Raw genomic sequence first — 18,490 nt, forward strand, 5'->3', positions numbered from 1 at the left:
GAAAAAACTCAGGCCGAGGCCTTGTCGATATACTTCACGGCGTCGCCGACCGTCAGAATGGTCTCGGCGGCATCGTCCGGAATCTCGACGCCGAACTCTTCTTCGAACGCCATGACGAGTTCGACCGTGTCGAGGCTGTCCGCGCCCAGATCGTCGATGAAGCTCGCCTGCTCCGTCACCTTGTCGGCATCGACGCCGAGATGCTCGATGACGATCTTCTTGACGCGCTCTGCGGTGTCACTCATTTGGGGCAATCCTCGTCTTAAGTTGTCTATCTTCGTTAGCGGGCGGAATGCCGCTAATCAAGCTGAAAGATGGTCTTGCGGGCAACGCAACGCCCCAGGACCGGTTTTTGCCCGAACCGCCGGGTTGCGGGCCGCATTACACGAAAAATCACGGGCGTCCAAGCCGAAATGGCTGTTTTCACAGGCGTCCGGTCGCGGATTGTCGCCCGTCAAATCATCGCCATGCCGCCATTCACATGAATGGTCTGGCCGGTGACGTAATCCGCCTCATTGGAGGCGAGGTAGGCGACGGCGGACGCGACCTCGGCGCTGGTGCCCATGCGCCGGGTCGGGATCGCGGCCATGATCGTCTCTTTCTGCTTGTCGTTGAGCTTGTCGGTCATCGCCGATTCGATGAAGCCCGGGGCGACGCAGTTGACGGTGATGTTGCGGGTGGCGATCTCCTGCGCCAGCGACTTGGAAAAGCCGATCATGCCGGCCTTGGAAGCGCAGTAGTTGGTCTGGCCCGGATTGCCGGTGACGCCGACCACCGAGGTGATGTTGATGATGCGGCCATGGCGGCGGCGCATCATCGGATGGGTCAGCTCGCGGGTCAGCCGGAACACGGCGGTGAGGTTCACCTCGATCACGGAATCCCAGTCGGCGTCCGACATCCGCACGAACAGACCGTCCTTGGTGATGCCGGCATTGTTGACCAGGATATCGACGCCCTCGAGATCGGCTTCCGCCTTCTGCCCGAGCGCCTTGACCGCGTCGCGGTTCGTCAGATCCGCCGGAAAGAGCTTTACCCGATCGCCGAGTTCGCCGGCGAGCGCCTCGAGCTTCTCCACGCGCGTGCCATGCAGGCCGACGATAGCGCCCTGGCTGTGCAGCACCCTGGCGATCGCTTCGCCGATGCCTCCCGATGCCCCGGTGACGAGCGCCTTGCGGCCGGTCAGTTCGAACATTTGTTGTCTCCTGATCTCAGAGCGCACCCTTCGCACAGGTGCAGCCAAATCGCCAGCCTGTCAGCCCAAACCTGTCAGCCCAGGCCTATCAACCAAGTGCCGCCAGCGCCGCCTCGACATCCGCCGCCGTGCCGACCGCGCCGGTGGCGATGTCGCGGTTGATGCGGCGCGCCAGGCCCGACAGCACCTTGCCGGCGCCGACCTCGTAAAGCGTCGACACGCCATTGGCGCCGAACCATTCGACCGTCTCGCGCCAGCGCACGCGGCCGGTCACCTGCTGGACCAGGCGGCGGGCGATCTCGTCCGGATCGCTGGTCGGCGTGACGGTGACGTTGGAGACGACCGGAACCACCGGCGCCTGCTTGGCCACGCCCGCCAGCGCCTCGCGCATGATGTCGGCCGCCGGTGCCATCAGCGCCGAGTGGAAGGGGGCCGAAACCTGCAGCATCAGCGCCCGCTTGGCGCCCTTTTCAGTGCAGAGCTTCGCTGCCAGCTCGACCGCTGCCTTGGCGCCGGAAATCACCAGCTGGCCGCCGCCATTGTCGTTGGCGATCTGGCAGACCGAGCCTTTCGCGGCCTCGGTGCAGGCGGCTTCGACATCGGCCTGCTCCAGCCCGATGATCGCGGCCATGGCGCCCTCTCCGGCCGGCACCGCCGCCTGCATCGCATTGCCACGTGTGCGTAGCAGCCGCGCAGCGTCGCCGACCGAAACGAAGCCGGCCGCGGCAAGCGCGGAATATTCGCCCAGCGAATGACCGGCGACGTAGGCCACCTTGTCCTTCAGCGAGAAGCCGCGCGCTTCGAGTGCCCGCATCGCCGCCAGCGACACCGCCATCAGCGCCGGCTGGGCGTTGGCGGTCAGCGTCAGCGTCTCTTCCGGGCCTTCCCAGATCAGCTTCGACAGGCTTTCGCCGAGCGCGGCGTCGACTTCCTCGAAGACGTGGCGCGCTTCGGGGAACTGGTCGGCGAGGTCCTTGCCCATGCCGACGGCCTGGCTGCCCTGGCCCGGAAAGGTGAATGCGACGGCCATTTTTGGTCTCTCCAGAGGCTGGTTTTTCCCTGCCTCTGGCGCAAGGCGGACGGCCAAGTCAAGCCCGCGGGCGGCCGTTCGCGGTACATTTCAGCCGGAAAACCACGGTGACTCCCTGTTCCAAAAGGCTTTTTGGCGATCACACCTGATGAAAACCGCTCACGTTTAGTTTGCTGGCTCTTCTTATTTCCGCCACAGGCGCTAGCTTTGCGTGACACTTCAATGACAAAACCATGACGCGCGTGGAAGGCGTGTTGCGTGGGCCGGGGGAAGTAAAGTGGCAAGGATCAGGAAAGGCGCGGCCAAACCCGTGCCTCAATTTTTGGAAGACGATCCGTCCACCGGCTATCTGCCGGGGCGACCCTGGCCGACTGTACGCTACGGCCTGGCGACACTTCTTGCCGCGGCCCTGCTTGTATTCGCGATCGAATGGATCGTGCGCGGCGATTTCTTCGGCACGGTCGATTTCTTCCTGCAACCGTTCAAACCGGGCTGGACCACCATCATCCTCTTCGCGCTGGTCATGGTCGGGCTCGACGCCATACTCGGGCGCAGCCATCAAAACCTGATGATCGTGGCGCCGCTGACACTGGCGCTGGCCTTTGTCGGCCACCAGAAATCGCATTATCTAGGCGACCCGCTCTATCCGACGGATTTCCTGTTTGCCCGCCAGATCATGGCCCTGATGCCGCTGCTGGTGCGCGAGCGCCCGTGGACCGCCGTCATGCTGGCCGCCGGCATCGTCGGCGGCCTGACGCTGCTCGTCTATGGCTGGCGGAGCTGGCGCCGGCGGGTGCCGATCCTCAGCCGCAAGGGCCGCGTGGCGCGACTGGCGCTTGCCGTGCCGCTGCTCGCCTTTTTCGTCTCGATCATGGACTACGCCACCTTTTCGTGGACGCGCGACCGGCTGCAGATCATCCCGATCATGTGGGACCAGAAGGAAAACTACGCCTCGAACGGCTTTGCGCTGGCCTTCGCGATGAACGTGCCGATGGCGCATGTCTCGGCGCCGCCCGGCTATTCCGACAAGACGATGGCCGCGATCCAGCGGCCCGACGTCACCGCTTCGGTGCCGGAGGAGAAGCCTGACATCATCGTGGTGATGAGTGAATCCTTCTGGGATCCGACCATGCTGCCCGGTGTCACCATCAAGCCGGACCCGATCCCGACAGTGCGCGCGTTGCGCTCCGGCTCGATGTTCTCGCCCGAGTTCGGCGGCATGACCGCCAATATCGAGTTCGAGGCGCTGACCGGCTTTTCCAACGCCTTCCTGCCGGCAGGCTCGATCCCCTACCAGCAATATGTGCGCACGCCGACGCCCTCGCTGGCGACCTTCCTGAAGAGCGAAGGCTACCGGGCGCGCGCCATTCATCCGGGCACCAACTGGTTCTGGAACCGCGGCGCCGTCTATGCCGATTTCGGCTTCAGCGACTTCCGCTCCGAAGAGACGCTGCCGCCGATGGAAAAACGCGGGCCGCTCGCCTCTGACGCGGCGATGACCGACGAGATCATCCGCGAGGCCGACACCGGCGACGATCCGGTTTTCCTGTTCGCCGTCAGCCTGCAGAACCACGGTCCGTACGAACCCTATCGCTACTATAACCCGACGCATTCGGTCGACGCGTCGATCAGCTCCTGGGCGCGGGAATCGCTGCTTTCCTATGCCGAGGGCTCGGCCGATGCCGACCACGGCCTGCAGCGGCTGATCGACTGGGCGAAGAAGCGCCAGCGGCCGACCATCATCGCCTTCTTCGGCGACCACCTGCCGCCGCTGGGCCCCGTCTATGTCGAGACCGGCTTCCTCAAGGATAATGTCGCGCCGCGCAAGGAACCGACAGCGGACGCCGCGCTCGAGCATCACGACACGCCTCTGGTCATCTGGTCGAACCGGTCCGGCCCGGTGGAACATCTCGGCGCCGTCAGCCCGGCCTTCCTGCCCTACCATATCCTGACCACGGCCGGCATCACGCATCCCTACTACACCGGGTTCCTCGGCGCGCTGCGCGAACACTACCGCGTGGTCGACCGCAACCTGCTTTTGTCGCCCGCGGGCGAAGCGACGCCGGATTGGGCGCGGCAAAAGCAGATCGATCCGAAGATCAACGATTTCCGGCTCATCCAGTACGACATGATGTTCGGCAAGCGCCACTCGGCGCCCGACTTCTTCCCCGAGACGGTGGACAAGCTCGTCGCGCATACGAGCTGAGGTGACGGCAATCCAAGCCCACTGGACAGTTGGGCTGATCAGTCGGCGCCCTGTATTCGACGTTGGAGGCCCGGTGGCGGTCGCGGTGGGTTCAATGAAAGCCACCCAGGGCGAACACGTCGATCGCCTTTCGCAGCAGCGGAACGACTTGCGTCGGACTTAGCGCTGCGATGAATGCACTGTTTCCGAAGCATCACGACGCGCCCTGGCATCTGGTCGAACGCCGGACTTCCCGAGACAGTGGACAAGCTCATCGCGCATACGAGCTGAGTTGGCAGTGGCGGTACTGTCAGGCTGGCGCCGGCTCATTTGAACCGAAGGGGATTGAAAAGCGGGTCATGGCGGATTCATCTTGCCACGACCGTTCTCATGCGGCCGCGCCAGGCCTCGTCAGTTGGTGAGCTGCAGCCTGGAGAACTTGTTGGCGATCGTCTGGAAGACGTTGGGGAGCTTCGCCGGGTCCTCGACGGCGTAATAGTCGCTCGGGTCGGAGGCGCAGGCGCTGTAGAGCGCGCGGTTGGCCGGCGTGTCGGCCTGCAGGACCATCGTGTAGAGTTCCACGCCTTCGCTTTTCAGCTGCGTGCAGACATCCTTGGTCCAGCCGTCGACCTTGCGCGCCGCCGCCGTCTGGTTGTCCGTGCCGAAGCGGCCGCCGGCGAGATAGCCGTAGGACGTGTAGTCGGACTTGGTCTGCTGGCCGCTCGCGCCATAGACGACATTCTCGCCGTCGGTGAGCAGCATGACGACCTTCTTCACGCCTTGCGTCTTCCAGGGGGCGGCATCGGTGTAAGGCGGCTGCGGCGACAGCACCCGCTGGCCCCAGGCCAGACCTTCCGAGACATTGGTGCCGGAGCCGTTCCATTCGCTCATCTGGGCGGCCGCCTGGCGCAGCTTGTCGAAATCGTCCGTCAGCGGAATGATCGGCGTAGGGCAGGCGCGGTTCGGGCCGATGGTGATCGCGCTGCCGGTCTCGGTGATCAGCTTGTTGGTCGAGGCCGGGTATTTGGCAACCTTGTCGGCGTTCTTGCCGACGAGCTTGGTTTTCGAATTCGCCAGCTTCACCTTGTCGACGGTGTCGTCGAGATAGGAGTTGTTGTAGCCGCTCGCCGAATTGCCGTAGGCGGCGGAAGGCTTCTTGGCGACGTCGGGATCGTCGGGCGCGAAATAAGGCACGAACAGCGTGTCGGGCTTCGACGGGTCCGGCGGCGTGTCGGCGATGTTCAGCGCGCCCGGACGCGCCTCGACACAGCCCTTCCAGCCGGTGCCGTTCCAGCCGGTGCGCTTCGACACCGGCACGTCCTCCTCCAGCTCCCTGAACAGCGTCATGTGGTCGGGACGCTTGCCGTCGACGGGTTCGAAATTGACGCCGTTGGTCGACGACTGCCCGTCCATGTCGATCCAGGCGGGATCGAATTCAGGGCCGTTGACGTTGACGGCGGTGACGAAGGGCACCAGCGAAGCGTGCACCGGACGGGTCGGCGACTTGACCGCTTCGAGATAGTCGAGCACCGACGTCGTTGCCTGCCTGAGCGCCGTGATGCGGGCGCCGGCCATGGAACCTGTGTTGTCCAGCACCAGCACCACTTCGAGCTGGTTGTTGGATTCGACCGCGCCGGCTTCGACGCTAATGTGCCTCTCGTCGCCGAACAGGAAGGCGAAGTTGAGGTTCACGTCGGCGCTGGCGGAGGCCTTGGTCCTGACATAGTTGATGCCCTTGTCGACGGTGAGCGTCGCCTGCGCATTCGACAATTCGCCGTGGCTCGCGACATTGGCCTGGAAATAGCGGTCGAAGGCGTCATTGCGGGTCACTTCGGCATCGCCCAGATGCGAGGAGGCGAGGTTCGCGGCGTCGAGGGCGCTTTGAAGATTGCTCCTGGCCCGCATCAGCGTCGAGACATCGGTGGCAAACGCCACCGAGGCCAGGATGGCCGGCACGCCCAGCGCCAGCACCAACGCGAAATTGCCGCTCTTCGAGCGCCAGAAATTCTCAATCGACGCCAAAGCCGCCCCCCCCTCAATGGCTGCGTTCGCCCTTCAACCGACCGTATGCGATTACTAATAAATATGGAGTTCACGAGCGCTCCTGAGATAACCGGGCACGTTTGTTAGTTAAGAAAGACCTGCCTGGCCGGCGCGGAGGAAGGACCCCCGCTGCAGGCCCGCGGCATTGGTGACGCCGGCGGGGCCTTGCCTTCGCTGGAAATTGCTGTATAGACCCGCCCCAATCTGCCGGTCCTTGCTGGGGGCTGAACGGAGGGCCGTGGCCTTTTCGAAGGTCGCGACACGAAGCCAGATGCGCTTCCAGCCTCCCGTGTCTCCGCTCTCGACCGTCTCGCGATGCTCCTTTCTTCCCCGCTCTCGATGATCGGGTCGGACAAGTTGCAGAGGCTTAGCCGCGAGGGCCGGACGGAGAAACGAAGAAAGGCACTAAAACATAATGGCTCTTTACGAACATGTGTTTCTTGCCCGGCAGGACCTGTCGCAGCAGCAGGTTGACGCGCTTGTCGAACAGTACAAGGGCGTCATCACCGCGAATGGCGGCTCGGTCGGCCGGATCGAGAACTGGGGACTGAAGTCCCTCACCTACCGGGTCAAGAAGAACCGGAAGGCATACTACACGCTGATGGACATCACCTGCCCGCCGGCCGCGCTCAACGAGATGGAGCGCCAGATGGGCCTGTCGGAAGACGTCCTTCGCTTCCTCACCGTCAAGGTCGAGGCGCATGAGGAAGGCGCTTCGGCGATGATGCAGAAGCGCGAAGAGCGCTCCGAGCGCGGCGGCTTCGGCGACCGCGACCGCGGCGACCGTGGTCCGCGTTCCTTCGGCGACCGCGACCGCGGCGACCGTGGTCCGCGTTCGTTCGGCGACCGTGACGGCGGCGACCGTGGTCCGCGCCGTCCGCGCGAAAGCTCTGAAGGGGGTGCAGAATAATGGTCGACATCAACCAGATCCCGACCCGGCGTCCGTTCCATCGCCGCCGCAAGACCTGCCCGTTCTCCGGCGCCAACGCTCCGAAGATCGACTACAAGGACGTGCGTCTCCTGCAGCGCTACATTTCCGAGCGCGGCAAGATCGTGCCGTCGCGCATCACCGCCGTCAGCCAGAAGAAGCAGCGTGAGCTCGCCAAGGCGATCAAGCGCGCCCGCTTCCTCGGCCTGCTGCCCTACGTGGTTCGCTAGGATTTCCGAAGCGGGCGGCTCGCCGCCCGCTTCTTTCACCCATGGCGACGGGCGCCGCTGGGTCTCGATCAAAATCCCGAGTTGGGGCCAATTGCCTCTAACTGCCCAGACAGGCAGGACAGCGACAAGAGCGGCGACGCCGCGCCAAAGCTTCCTGACCTGTTCCAATTCATTCAGCGCCGATCGGACGATCGACGCCCAGACGAAGGAACGAAACCATGGAAGTCATCCTCCTCGAGCGCATTTCCCGCCTCGGCCAGATGGGCGAGACCGTGAAGGTCAAGGACGGGTTCGCCCGCAATTTCCTGCTCCCGCAGGGCAAGGCGCTGCGCGCCAACGAAGCCAACAAGAAGAAGTTCGAGGGCCAGCGCGCCCAGCTCGAAGCCCGCAACCTGGAGCGTAAGTCGGAGGCCTCGAAGATCGCCGAGACGCTGGACGGCAAGAGCTTCATCGTCGTGCGCTCGGCCGGCGAGACCGGCCAGCTCTACGGCTCGGTGTCGACCCGCGACATCGCCGAGCTGCTCACCGCCGAGGGCTTCACCGTCAGCCGCAACCAGATCGAGCTCAACCAGCCGATCAAGACCATCGGCCTCTCCAACGTGGCGATCGCGCTGCATCCGGAAGTCGAGGTCACCGTGACGCTCAACGTCGCCCGTTCGGCCGACGAGGCGGAGCGCCAGGCCAAGGGCGAGACGCTGACCACCGCCGAAGCCATCTATGGCGACGACATCAACGACAACGCCCGGCCGGAGAATTTCTTCGACCCGAACGCCGAGTTCGAGGGCGGCGAAGAGAACGCCTGATCGACCACACAACCGAGGCGTCGCTTCGGTTCACGATCCTCCAGAATTTTCTGGACTAACGCCCGGGTCTCAGACCCGGGCTTTTTTGTGCCAAACGGAACTTTTCGACACCCTATATCTTGTGCACATTACAGCGTGGCGCGTCGATTGGACGCGGGCGACGCGCTGTGGCACTTTGGCATTCCAGTCCGATTGCGGGTGATCCGACTGAGGGGACATGTGGTCATGAATATCCTGTTGAAGCACGTTCTCGAGCGCCTGGTGCGGGCCGGCGACCTCAAGGTGACCGGGCCGAAGGGCACCACGCACAAGTTCGGCGACGGCAGCGGCGAGCCGGTGCATATCCACATCAAGACCCTGCATGCCGAGCGCGCCATCAGCTTCGATCCGATGCTGGCGGTGCCGGAAGCCTATATGGACGGCGAGCTGGATGTGCTCGAGGGCGGCGTTCTCGGGCTGATGCGCATCGCGTTCCAGAACATGGGCTCGAGCGGCATCGACGTGTCCTGGTCGAAGGCGATCGAGGGTCTGCGCCATGCCTTCCGCCGGCTGCAGCAGATCAACACCGCAGCACGCTCGCGCCGCAATGTGCAGCGCCACTACGACCTGTCGGGCGAGCTCTACAAGCTCTTCCTCGACGAGGACATGCAGTATTCCTGCGCCTATTTCGAGCAGCCCGACATGACGCTGGACGAAGCGCAGCTTGCCAAGAAGCGCCACATCGCCGCCAAGCTCAGGCTCAAGGCTGGCCAGACCGTGCTCGACATCGGCTCCGGCTGGGGCGGGCTCGGCCTCTATCTCGCCAAGGCCTTCGACGTCGACGTGCAGGGCGTGACGCTTTCGACCGAGCAGCATGGCGTCGCCACCGACCGCGCGCATGCGCAAGGCCTGCAGGACCGCGCGCATTTCGAGCTCAAGGACTATCGGCACATCAACGAGCGCTTCGACCGCATCGTCTCGGTCGGCATGTTCGAGCATGTCGGCGTCAATCATTACCGAACCTTCTTCGACAAGGCGGCGACGCTGCTCAAGCCGGATGGCGTTATGCTGCTCCACACGATCGGCCGTTCCGGCGTGCCGTGGGCGACCAGCGCCTTCGTGCGCAAATACATTTTCCCGGGCGGCTACGTCCCGGCGATGTCGGAAGTGATGCCGGCGATCGAGAAGTCGGGCCTGGTGGTGACGGACATAGAAATCCTGCGGCTGCATTACGCCGATACGCTGAAGCACTGGGGCGCACGCTTCGCCGCCAACCGCGACAAGGCCAAGGCGATCTATGACGAGCGCTTCTGCCGCATGTGGGAGTTCTATCTCGCCGCCTCGGAAGCCGCCTTCCGCTGGCAGGACCTGGTGATCTTCCAGTTCCAGATCGCCAAGAGGAACGACACGCTACCGGTGACGCGCGACTATATCGCCAAGTGCGAGAAAGCCTTGGAGCTGCGCGACCACGACCATCCGGAGCCTGAAGCGCCCGCCGCCCAGCCGGCCCAGCCGACGCGCAGGCGCAAGGCGGTGGAATAGGCACGCATTGCCGCTTGCCATTGCGGCCTGGCGCAACGAAAAAGGTCTCGTTCGCGGGACCTTTTTCATGACCTACCTCATCTATGTCGCAGCCGCCCTCGCCGAGATCGCCGGCTGCTTTTCGTTCTGGGCATGGTGGCGGCTGGAGAAGTCAGCACTCTGGCTTCTTCCCGGCCTCGTCTCGCTGGCGCTGTTCGCCTTCCTGCTGTCGCTGGTCGACACCAACGCCGCCGGCCGCGCCTACGCCGCCTATGGCGGCATCTATATCGCCGCCTCGCTCGGCTGGCTGTGGCTGGTGGAAGGCGTGCGTCCCGACCGCTGGGATCTGGCGGGCGCGGCGCTCTGTATCGTCGGGGCCTCCGTCATCCTGCTTGCGCCGCGCGGGGCCTGAGCGATGGAACTCCCCGCCCCGCTCCGCCAAGGCGTCGACAGCCTGCTGGAAAAAGTGCCGCTTCCGGCGCTGAAGCAGGCCGCAAGGACGCTTTCCGAGCGCTACCGCGCCGAGCTGCGCGACGGCCGCCTGCACATGGGCGAGGACATGGCGGTCAAGGCCTATCTGGCAACGCGGCTGCCCGCGACCTACGCCGCCATCCGCGCCAGCCTGGATGCGCTGGGGGAGGCCCGCCCCGATTTCCGGCCGGCAAGCCTGCTCGATATCGGCGCGGGCCCTGGCACCATGCTTTGGGCCACGATTGATGCCTGGCCCGAGCTGGAACGGGCGGTTCTGGTCGAGGCAAGTGCTGCCGTGCGCAGGGCCGGGCAGTCGCTGGCGCAAGGCGCGATTGCAGCCCGCACCGATTGGATCGCCGGCGACGCCACCATCGATCTTGACGGCATGGAGCCCGCAGACCTGGTCAGCGCCGCCTATGTGCTGGACGAGATCGTGCCTTTATCGCTGCCGAAGCTCATCGACCGGCTCTGGCGGCTCACGGCCGACACAATTCTCCTCGTCGAGCCCGGCACGCCCGCCGGCTGGCAGCGCATCCTTGCCGCGCGGCAACAGCTGATCGCGGACGGCGCGCATGTCCTGGCGCCGTGCCCGCATGAGGCGCCCTGCCCGCTCGCGCCGCCCGACTGGTGCCATTTCGCGCGGCGCGTCGCCCGCTCGCGCCTGCATCGCCTGGTCAAGGAGGCCGAGGTGCCGTGGGAAGACGAAAAATTCATCTATCTCGCAGCCTCCAGGCGGCCGGCGCCGGCGCGCCCCGCACGGGTGATCGCGCCGCCGAAGGGCGGCTCCGGCAAGGTGGTGCTGAAACTCTGCCAGCCCGATGGCAGCGCCGGCGATCAGTTGTTCAGTAAGCGCGACGGCGATGTGTTCAAGGCCGCGCGGCGGGCGGACTGGGGCGATAAGCTGCGATAGGAATTTTCTTGTTTTGTTCTCGTTTGAAGAGCTATCTTTCTGCCTCTTCGATTCGAGTCAATGACGATTTTTTCCACCAGAAAATTTTGGCTGTGAATCGCGAGCATCAAGGTTAGTCAGAATCGTACTGTTGCAGAAAGGTCAGCACTGAATTTTCCCGTTCTGATATCGAGGAAGGCGGGATCGAAATCGGGGACATCATGGCAGAGGCGGCGAGAAAATTCGGCGCGGCGGAGACGCCGCTTTATCGCGAGGCACCGAACAACATCGAGGCCGAGCAGGCGCTGCTCGGCGCCATTCTCGTCAACAACGACGCTTTCTACCGCGTCTCCGATTTCCTCAAGCCCGCTCATTTCTACGAGCCGCTGCACCGCCGGATCTTCGAAGTCGCGTCCGAGCTGATCCGCATGGGCAAGATCGCGACGCCGATCACGCTGAAGACCTTCCTGCCGGCCGACGAGAAGGTCGGTGACATGACGGTGGCGCAATATGTCGTGCGGCTGGCCGTCGAAGCAGTCACAGTCGTCAACGCCACCGACTATGGCCGCGCCATCTACGACCTCGCCACGCGCCGCGCGCTGATCACCGTCGGCGAGGACATGGTCAACATCGCCTATGACGCGCCGGTCGACATGTCGCCCTCCGACCAGATCGAGGACGCGGAGCGGCGGCTGTTCGAGCTCGCCGAAACCGGCCGCTATGACGGCGGCTTCGAAAGCTTCAACGATGCGGTCAAGACCGCCGTCGACATGGCCAACGCCGCCTATATGCGCGACGGCCATCTGTCCGGCATCTCCACCGGCTTGCGCGACCTCGACCGCCGCATGGGCGGCCTGCAGCCCTCCGACCTGATCGTGCTCGCCGGACGTCCCGGCATGGGCAAGACGTCCTTGGCCACCAACATCGCCTTCAACATCGCCGAAGCCTACCGGCCGGCGCAGCAGGCCGACGGCACCTTCAAGGCGGCCAATGGCGGCGTCGTCGGCTTCTTCTCGCTGGAAATGTCGTCGGAGCAGCTCGCCACCCGCATCATCTCCGAGCAGACCGAGATTTCTTCCTCGAAGATCCGCCGCGGCGAGATCACCGAGATGGATTTCGAAAAACTCGTCGCCTGCTCGCAGACGATGCAGAAGATCCCACTGTTCATCGACCAGACCGGCGGCATCTCGATCGCGCAGCTTTCGGCGCGAGCGCGCCGGCTGAAGCGGCAGCGCGGCCTCGACCTGATCGTCATCGACTATATCCAGCTGATGCAGGGATCGAGCGCGCGCGCCTCGCAGAACCGCGTGCAGGAAATCACCGAGATCACCACGGGCTTGAAGGCTTTGGCCAAGGAGCTCGGCGTGCCGATCATCGCGCTATCGCAGCTGTCGCGTCAGGTCGAAAGCCGCGACGACAAGCGCCCGCAGCTCTCCGACCTTCGCGAATCCGGCTCGATCGAGCAGGACGCCGACGTGGTGCTGTTCGTCTATCGCGAGGAATACTACCTCAAGAACCGCGAGCCGAAGCTCGGCACCGAAGAATACGTCAAGTGGGAAAACGAGATGAACGAGGCGCGCGGCAAGGCCGAGTGCATCGTCGCCAAGCAGCGCCACGGACCGACCGGCACCGTCAGCCTCGCCTTCCACGGCGAGTTCACGCGGTTCTCCGATCTGGCCGAAGAGCACCATCTGCCGGAGAGGTTTGAGTAGCTTTTGGGAAACGCCTCACTCCGTCGCCCCCCTGGGGGCGCTGTCCCGCCAGCCTATCCAATATCGGGCCGCGTCTAATGGCCAAATCGCGCGTTCAGTTCATCTGTCAGAATTGCGGCTCGGTGCATCAGCGCTGGGCGGGCAAATGCGATGCCTGCGGCGAGTGGAACACGCTGGTCGAGGAAGGCACGTCCGGCGGCATCGGCTCGGGGCCGGCGAACACGCGCAACGCCCGCAAAGGCCGCGCCGTGGTGCTCACCAGCCTTTCCGGCGACATCGAGGACGCGCCGCGCATCGTGTCGGGCATCGGCGAGCTCGACCGCGCCACCGGCGGCGGCTTCGTGCGCGGCTCGGCGCTGCTGGTCGGCGGCGATCCCGGCATCGGCAAGTCGACGCTTTTGACGCAAGCGGCGGCGGCACTCGCCTCGAAAGGCCATCGCATCGTCTATGTCTCGGGCGAGGAAGCGGTGGCGCAGATCAGGCTGCGGGCGCAGCGCCTCGGCGTCGCCTCGACGCCGGTCGAGCTTGCCGCCGAAACCAATGTCGAGGACATTCTCGCCACCATCGCCGACGGCAAGCGGCCGGACCTCGTCATCCTCGATTCCATCCAGACGCTGTGGACCGACCTTGCCGATTCGGCACCGGGCACCGTCACCCAGGTGCGCGCCGCTGCTCAAGCGATGATCCGCTACGCGAAATCCACAGGCGCCGCGATCGTGCTCGTCGGGCATGTCACCAAGGAGGGCCAGATCGCGGGCCCTCGCGTGGTCGAGCACATGGTCGACGGCGTGCTTTACTTCGAAGGCGAAGGTAACCATCACTTCCGCATCCTTCGCACGGTGAAGAACCGCTTCGGGCCGACCGACGAGATCGGCGTCTTCGAGATGTCGGACAAGGGCCTGCGCGAAGTCTCCAATCCGTCCGAGCTTTTCCTTGGCGAACGCCATGCAAAATCGCCGGGCGCCGCGGTTTTCGCCGGCATGGAAGGCACCAGGCCGGTGCTGGTCGAGATCCAGGCGCTGGTCGCGCCCTCCTCGCTCGGCACGCCGCGCCGCGCCGTCGTCGGCTGGGACGGCGCGCGGCTGTCGATGGTGCTTGCCGTGCTCGAAGCGCATTGCGGCGTCCGCTTCGGCCAGCACGATGTCTATCTCAACGTCGCCGGCGGCTACCGGATCTCGGAACCGGCGGCCGATCTGGCGGTCGCCGCCGCGCTGGTTTCATCGCTCACCGGTCTTGCCCTTCCCGCCGATTGCGTCTATTTCGGCGAAATCAGCCTATCGGGCGCGGTGAGGCCGGTTGCGCATGCGCAGCAGCGTCTCAAAGAAGCCGAAAAGCTGGGTTTCGGTAGCGCGGTACTGCCGCTCGGCAGCGAGGAAATTGCCGGGGGGATCGGGGCCGGCGCGTTCCAGCCCACCGAGCTTGCCGACCTTGTGGCGCGCATAGCCGGCTCACGGCGCGGCCGTGCCGGCGACGATGAGTGACGCGGCTCATCAAGCCGTAAGACAGGAAGTGGGGCGAGGACATGCCGATTACGCTGCTTGACGGAATTCTCGTCGGCTTCACCCTGGTTTCAGCGATGCTCGCCATGGTGCGCGGTTTCTCGCGCGAAGTTCTGTCGGTGGTTTCCTGGGCAGCGGCGGCTGCGGCGGCGTTCTTCTTTTACAAGCCGGTCCTGCCTTACGTTCAGCCCTATATCGAGAACGACAAGATCGCGATGGCCGCTTCCGCGGGCGTCGTCTTCGTCATCGCGCTGATCGTCGTCTCGGTCATCACCATGAAGCTTGCCGACTGGATCATCGATTCGCGCATCGGCGCGCTCGACCGCACGCTCGGCTTCCTCTATGGCGCGGCGCGCGGCATCCTGGTGGTCGCGGTGGCGCTCCTGTTCTTCAACTGGCTGGCCGGCGCCAAGACTCCCGCCTGGGTCGCCAATGCCAAGTCGCGGCCGCTGCTCGAGTCGATCGGCGCCAAGCTCGAAAGCGTGCTGCCGGAAAACACCGAGGAACTGGTCAACAAATACACGCATAAGGGCACGCCGCAGGCCGGCGCGCCGGCAACGGGCGACCAGCCCGCGGCGGAGCCGCCGGCACCCGGCGACGACAACGCGACGGCGCCCGACGACAGCGAGGGCGAGGCTCCGGCCGACAACGAGCCGGCCACGCCTGCGCCCGCTCCGGCGCCAGCGCCAGCACCTGCGCCGGCAAACTGATTTGGCAGGCTCTCGCGGCCTGCCCGTCGCGCTATTTGTTATTGCCTGAAGGGTAGTGGGTCAGTTTGAAATTTCGCCCCGATCACAATAGGTGCTTTCGCCTCCGCTCTGTCTGGAAATAGGCGGAAGCGCATGCCATCTTCAAGCCATGACGAAGCACCCAAAGCGCCCGCGCGATCCTAACCAGTTGGCGAAGTCGATTGTCTCGCTCGCCACAGGCGAGGCCGAGGATAAGAAACCGCTCGCCAGTGCGGTCAAGGGTGGTTTGAAAGGCTCCAAAGCTCGGATGAAAGCTTTGACCCCGCAACAGCGATCCGAAATAGCGCGGATCGCTGCCGAGGCACGATGGAAGAAGAGCTAGGCGGCTCTTGGTTCGTCGAGCGCGAAGCGCTCTGCAATGTCATCTCGGAAGTCAAAGACCATCTGAATACGCGGCTGGTCGGTCTTCATTGCATTGTAGGCGTCAACGTCCGTCGCTAGCTGCACGCAATCGCCAACGATTTGCTCGCGGCGCTGAATGAACGCCTTCTGCATGTGCTCACGCGGCGCATCCTTCATTACGCCCCAGAGGGTGTACTGCACCCCGGCACGGGTGACCCTGACCGCATGGTTCACTCTATAGCGGCGGCCCTCCGCGTCGATAGCATATTCTTCGCGAAGGGCATCGGACATGTCTTCAACCAGCTTCGCAAGCGGGTCCACTTCCGGTGCCTGGATCATTCCACGCGAAACGCCCCACTGCACCGCTTCACGGGTCGAAGCGGGAACGTGACCGTGCTCGTTTTCGTATTGGTGCCAGATGCGCTGTAATGTCTCTTTGTATTTCGCCATTGTGGGAACTCCTAGAGAGTAGACGGGGCAGCGTTTCCCCACCCATCAATCAAAGCGCTGCCAATCAGAAACTGCCGTATTTTCACCTTGTATCGTGCGAGCCAGTCATATCGATCCATTTTGCGCTGGAGCTGCCCGACTACAATTCCGGGGTGCCTCTGCACTCGACGGGCGAACCCGAGCATGTCTCGCTCCGAAATGAAGGGGAACTTCCGAAGGAAGAAGGATTCCAAATCACTGGAAGGAACACAGGCATCGGCTGCCGCCTGATTGGCCAAGCGTTCTTCTTTTGTGAGATTTTCGCCAGTTCCGGCCCGCTCTCCTTCTAGTTCGATATCTACGATCTCTGGCCTAAGACTGCCGCGCCCGTCCCTGTTCAGCACGTGCTCAATCTCATGCCGTAGGACGAACCAGAAATTATCGATCCGATCAAATCGCGTTGTCATGCCAATCACGGGAGACGCGTCGTCAAGCCAGAAGCAAACGCCGTCAATGTTTGCCTTCGGAAGCGTCTCGACGATTACATAGCGAACACCGCATTCCGCAAGCGCGCGGGGAACTCGCCGGACATCCTCAGGATCAATCATGAAGCGATAGAGATCACGCGCCAACGCTCGCAGCCTGGTTTCAGAGTAGCCTTCCACGACCATTTCCGATGCAAGCTGCCGGACGCGAAAAAGCCATGCCATTTGCGTAGGAGTGTCTTCGGAATAGTCAGCCTTCTTCGCGGCGTGATCCAAATACGGGATGTCCGACAGATCGTTCTTACCAAAGAACCGCATCAATTGCGCTTCAAGAAGACCTATACCGGTATCCTCCAACCATCCCCGCCTGATCATTTCCCTAATCGGATATACGTTTTGTAGATGAGCGCGCCGTGCCACACCGGGGTCCGGCGCGTGCGCGTTCGCCATTTCGTATGCTTGCTGCAAATTCGCGAAGTACTCAGCCGACACGTCGAACGCGTCACCAAGTGCCTTGGCCATCTCGGGGCTGATGCCTCGCTTTCCCGAAATGATCGGGTTGATAGCCTGCTCCTGCACTCCAAGAATGTAAGCGAGGTCGCGCTGAGACCAGCCGCGCGCATCAAGCTCCTCGCGGATGAACTCGCCGGGGTGCGGCACGTCAATAAGGCTAGATGCGATGGTCATACCGAACCTCCTCTAGTGCGTGTCGCCAATTGCCTGGATCGTCGCGACGGGTGGACGATCCCCGTCTGAGATCGTGAATAGAATGCGATACTGGTCATTGACACGTATCGACCGAACGCCGTCATCGACGCCCTGCCGTTTTTTGAAATTAAGCCCTTTAAGGTTTCTCAAGGTTCGCTCGTCCGGTGCTGCTTCCAACTGCACGAGCTTGTTGCGGGCCGCCTTGATGACAGCGATCGGAAGCCCGAGCTTGTGGGCCTCCTCTGTCAATATGCGCGCAAGGTCTTTGTCCGCGAACACGATCCTCATGCGGAATCACTCTACACGCCAAACACTTACGCGTCAATAAACGGATGAACGCCATGCGTTAAACTGACCCTTATGCTTGACTGTCGATTTGAAGTTTGCGAGGGTGCGGGTATGAACAAGCTCGACACCAAAACCCGCTCGCAAATCCTGCACCTGCTCTGCGAAGGCCAGTCGATCCGTGCCATCACCCGCGTTATGGGCATGAGCAAGAACACCGTCGCTAAGCTGCTTTCGGATGCTGGCGCGGTGTGCGCGGCCTATCAGGACGAAGCCCTGCGCAACCTGACCAGCAAGCGCATTCAGGTAGACGAAATATGGAGCTTCACCTACGCCAAGGAAAAGAACGTGCGGGCCGCCAAGGCTGCGCCGGAATGGGCTGGCGATACCTGGACTTGGACGGCCATCGATGCCGACACCAAGCTTGTCATGTCGTGGCTGGTCGGCGGCCGTGATAGCGAATACGCCATGGCCTTCATTGACGATCTTTCCCGCCGTCTCAACAACCGCGTGCAACTGACCAGTGACGGCCACAGGGCCTATCTTGAAGCGGTCGAAGGCGCCTTCGGTGGCGACGTTGATTACGCCATGCTCGTCAAGATTTACGGCACGTCGCCGGACAGCACCAAGGGCCGCTACAGTCCCGCCGAATGCACTGGCGCACGCAAAGAGACCATCGAAGGCAATCCCGACCTCAAGCACGTCAGCACGTCTTTTGCCGAACGCCAGAACCTTACGATGCGGATGCACATGCGCCGCTTCACCCGTCTGACCAACGGCTTTTCGAAAAAGGTGGAGGCTCACGCCAACGCGGTCGCTCTGCACTTCATGTACTACAACTTCGTCCGCATCCATAAGGCGCTGCGCGTTACCCCTGCCATGGCCGCTGGCGTGACTGACAAGCTTTGGGAAATCGGTGATATTGTCGCGCTGATCGAGGCTAACGAAGCGCAGGCGGATCGGAAACGCGGTCCTTACGCAAAAACGCAGTGCGGCTTGATTGGTTAGGA

At 63.4% G+C, this 18,490-nt stretch carries 18 protein-coding genes; 11 read left to right on the plus strand and 7 right to left on the minus strand.

The genetic code is table 11. The features are described 5' to 3' along the window. Positions 1 to 8 precede the first annotated feature (8 nt). From EN869_RS23760 to fabD, 3 genes are all read right to left on the minus strand, one after another. Positions 9 to 245, minus strand: a complete 237-nt coding sequence (locus tag EN869_RS23760; RefSeq protein ID WP_006203723.1) for an acyl carrier protein — start codon at positions 243 to 245, stop codon at positions 9 to 11. A gap of 209 nt (positions 246 to 454) precedes the next feature. After that, complete coding sequence (gene fabG / locus EN869_RS23765; RefSeq protein ID WP_127228412.1) at positions 455 to 1,192, minus strand: 3-oxoacyl-[acyl-carrier-protein] reductase; 738 nt, start codon at positions 1,190 to 1,192, stop codon at positions 455 to 457. A gap of 88 nt (positions 1,193 to 1,280) precedes the next feature. Beyond that, positions 1,281 to 2,222 (minus strand): ACP S-malonyltransferase, encoded by a 942-nt coding sequence (gene fabD, locus EN869_RS23770; protein WP_127228413.1) that lies wholly within the window; start codon positions 2,220 to 2,222, stop codon positions 1,281 to 1,283. Between the two features lie 277 nt (positions 2,223 to 2,499). Here fabD and EN869_RS23775 point away from each other — a divergent pair, with 277 nt between their 5' ends. Further along, the gene (locus EN869_RS23775; RefSeq protein WP_127228414.1) at positions 2,500 to 4,428 is read left to right on the plus strand and encodes an LTA synthase family protein; all 1,929 of its coding nucleotides are present in this window, start codon (positions 2,500 to 2,502) and stop codon (positions 4,426 to 4,428) included. Positions 4,429 to 4,818: 390 nt separating this feature from the next. Here EN869_RS23775 and EN869_RS23780 read toward each other — a convergent pair whose 3' ends face one another. After that, entirely contained in the window at positions 4,819 to 6,429 is a 1,611-nt protein-coding gene (locus EN869_RS23780) for a pilus assembly protein (RefSeq protein ID WP_245489591.1), read from the minus strand. A 436-nt stretch (positions 6,430 to 6,865) separates the two neighbouring features. On the opposite strand from EN869_RS23780, the gene rpsF reads away from it, so the two are divergent. The 9 genes from rpsF to EN869_RS23825 all read left to right on the plus strand — a co-directional run bounded on the left by rpsF (position 6,866) and on the right by EN869_RS23825 (position 15,192). Continuing rightward, positions 6,866 to 7,360, plus strand: coding sequence for a 30S ribosomal protein S6 (rpsF, locus tag EN869_RS23785; protein ID WP_127228415.1), 495 nt, complete (start codon positions 6,866 to 6,868; stop codon positions 7,358 to 7,360). Next, positions 7,360 to 7,608, plus strand: a complete 249-nt coding sequence (gene rpsR, locus EN869_RS23790) for a 30S ribosomal protein S18 (protein ID WP_006203718.1) — start codon at positions 7,360 to 7,362, stop codon at positions 7,606 to 7,608. The genes rpsF and rpsR overlap by 1 nt, the downstream gene beginning before the upstream one ends. A 218-nt stretch (positions 7,609 to 7,826) precedes the next feature. After that, the gene (gene rplI, locus EN869_RS23795; protein WP_040984793.1) at positions 7,827 to 8,411 is read left to right on the plus strand and encodes a 50S ribosomal protein L9; all 585 of its coding nucleotides are present in this window, start codon (positions 7,827 to 7,829) and stop codon (positions 8,409 to 8,411) included. 225 nt (positions 8,412 to 8,636) lie between these two features. Then, positions 8,637 to 9,932, plus strand: a complete 1,296-nt coding sequence (locus EN869_RS23800) for a cyclopropane-fatty-acyl-phospholipid synthase family protein (RefSeq protein ID WP_127228416.1) — start codon at positions 8,637 to 8,639, stop codon at positions 9,930 to 9,932. 67 nt (positions 9,933 to 9,999) lie between these two features. Next, entirely contained in the window at positions 10,000 to 10,323 is a 324-nt protein-coding gene (locus EN869_RS23805; RefSeq protein ID WP_127228417.1) for a YnfA family protein, read from the plus strand. 3 nt (positions 10,324 to 10,326) lie between these two features. Beyond that, the gene (locus EN869_RS23810; protein WP_127228418.1) at positions 10,327 to 11,292 is read left to right on the plus strand and encodes a small ribosomal subunit Rsm22 family protein; all 966 of its coding nucleotides are present in this window, start codon (positions 10,327 to 10,329) and stop codon (positions 11,290 to 11,292) included. Positions 11,293 to 11,492: 200 nt separating this feature from the next. Beyond that, the gene (locus tag EN869_RS23815) at positions 11,493 to 12,983 is read left to right on the plus strand and encodes a replicative DNA helicase (RefSeq protein WP_127228419.1); all 1,491 of its coding nucleotides are present in this window, start codon (positions 11,493 to 11,495) and stop codon (positions 12,981 to 12,983) included. Between the two features lie 77 nt (positions 12,984 to 13,060). Beyond that, the gene (gene radA, locus EN869_RS23820) at positions 13,061 to 14,464 is read left to right on the plus strand and encodes a DNA repair protein RadA (protein ID WP_127228420.1); all 1,404 of its coding nucleotides are present in this window, start codon (positions 13,061 to 13,063) and stop codon (positions 14,462 to 14,464) included. Between the two features lie 41 nt (positions 14,465 to 14,505). Continuing rightward, positions 14,506 to 15,192 carry a CvpA family protein gene (locus EN869_RS23825; protein ID WP_127228421.1) on the plus strand — a complete coding sequence of 229 codons (687 nt, stop codon included), beginning with the start codon at positions 14,506 to 14,508 and terminating at the stop codon, positions 15,190 to 15,192. Positions 15,193 to 15,549: 357 nt separating this feature from the next. Here EN869_RS23825 and EN869_RS23835 read toward each other — a convergent pair whose 3' ends face one another. The 3 genes from EN869_RS23835 to EN869_RS23845 are packed head-to-tail and all read right to left on the minus strand — an operon-like array spanning position 15,550 to position 17,483. Further along, positions 15,550 to 16,023 carry a hypothetical protein gene (locus tag EN869_RS23835; protein WP_127228423.1) on the minus strand — a complete coding sequence of 158 codons (474 nt, stop codon included), beginning with the start codon at positions 16,021 to 16,023 and terminating at the stop codon, positions 15,550 to 15,552. Positions 16,024 to 16,034: 11 nt separating this feature from the next. Next, positions 16,035 to 17,174, minus strand: a complete 1,140-nt coding sequence (locus EN869_RS23840) for a HigA family addiction module antitoxin (protein ID WP_127228424.1) — start codon at positions 17,172 to 17,174, stop codon at positions 16,035 to 16,037. Positions 17,175 to 17,186: 12 nt separating this feature from the next. Further along, positions 17,187 to 17,483, minus strand: a complete 297-nt coding sequence (locus EN869_RS23845) for a type II toxin-antitoxin system RelE/ParE family toxin (RefSeq protein WP_127228425.1) — start codon at positions 17,481 to 17,483, stop codon at positions 17,187 to 17,189. Between the two features lie 111 nt (positions 17,484 to 17,594). Between EN869_RS23845 and EN869_RS23850 the strand changes: the two genes are divergently transcribed. Continuing rightward, on the plus strand, positions 17,595 to 18,488 hold the full coding sequence (locus EN869_RS23850) for a helix-turn-helix domain-containing protein (RefSeq protein ID WP_127228426.1): 894 nt from the start codon (positions 17,595 to 17,597) through the stop codon (positions 18,486 to 18,488). Positions 18,489 to 18,490: the final 2 nt, after the last annotated feature.

The sequence above is a fragment of the Mesorhizobium sp. M2D.F.Ca.ET.226.01.1.1 genome, from assembly GCF_004022705.2.
Classification (GTDB): Bacteria; Pseudomonadota; Alphaproteobacteria; order Rhizobiales; family Rhizobiaceae; genus Mesorhizobium.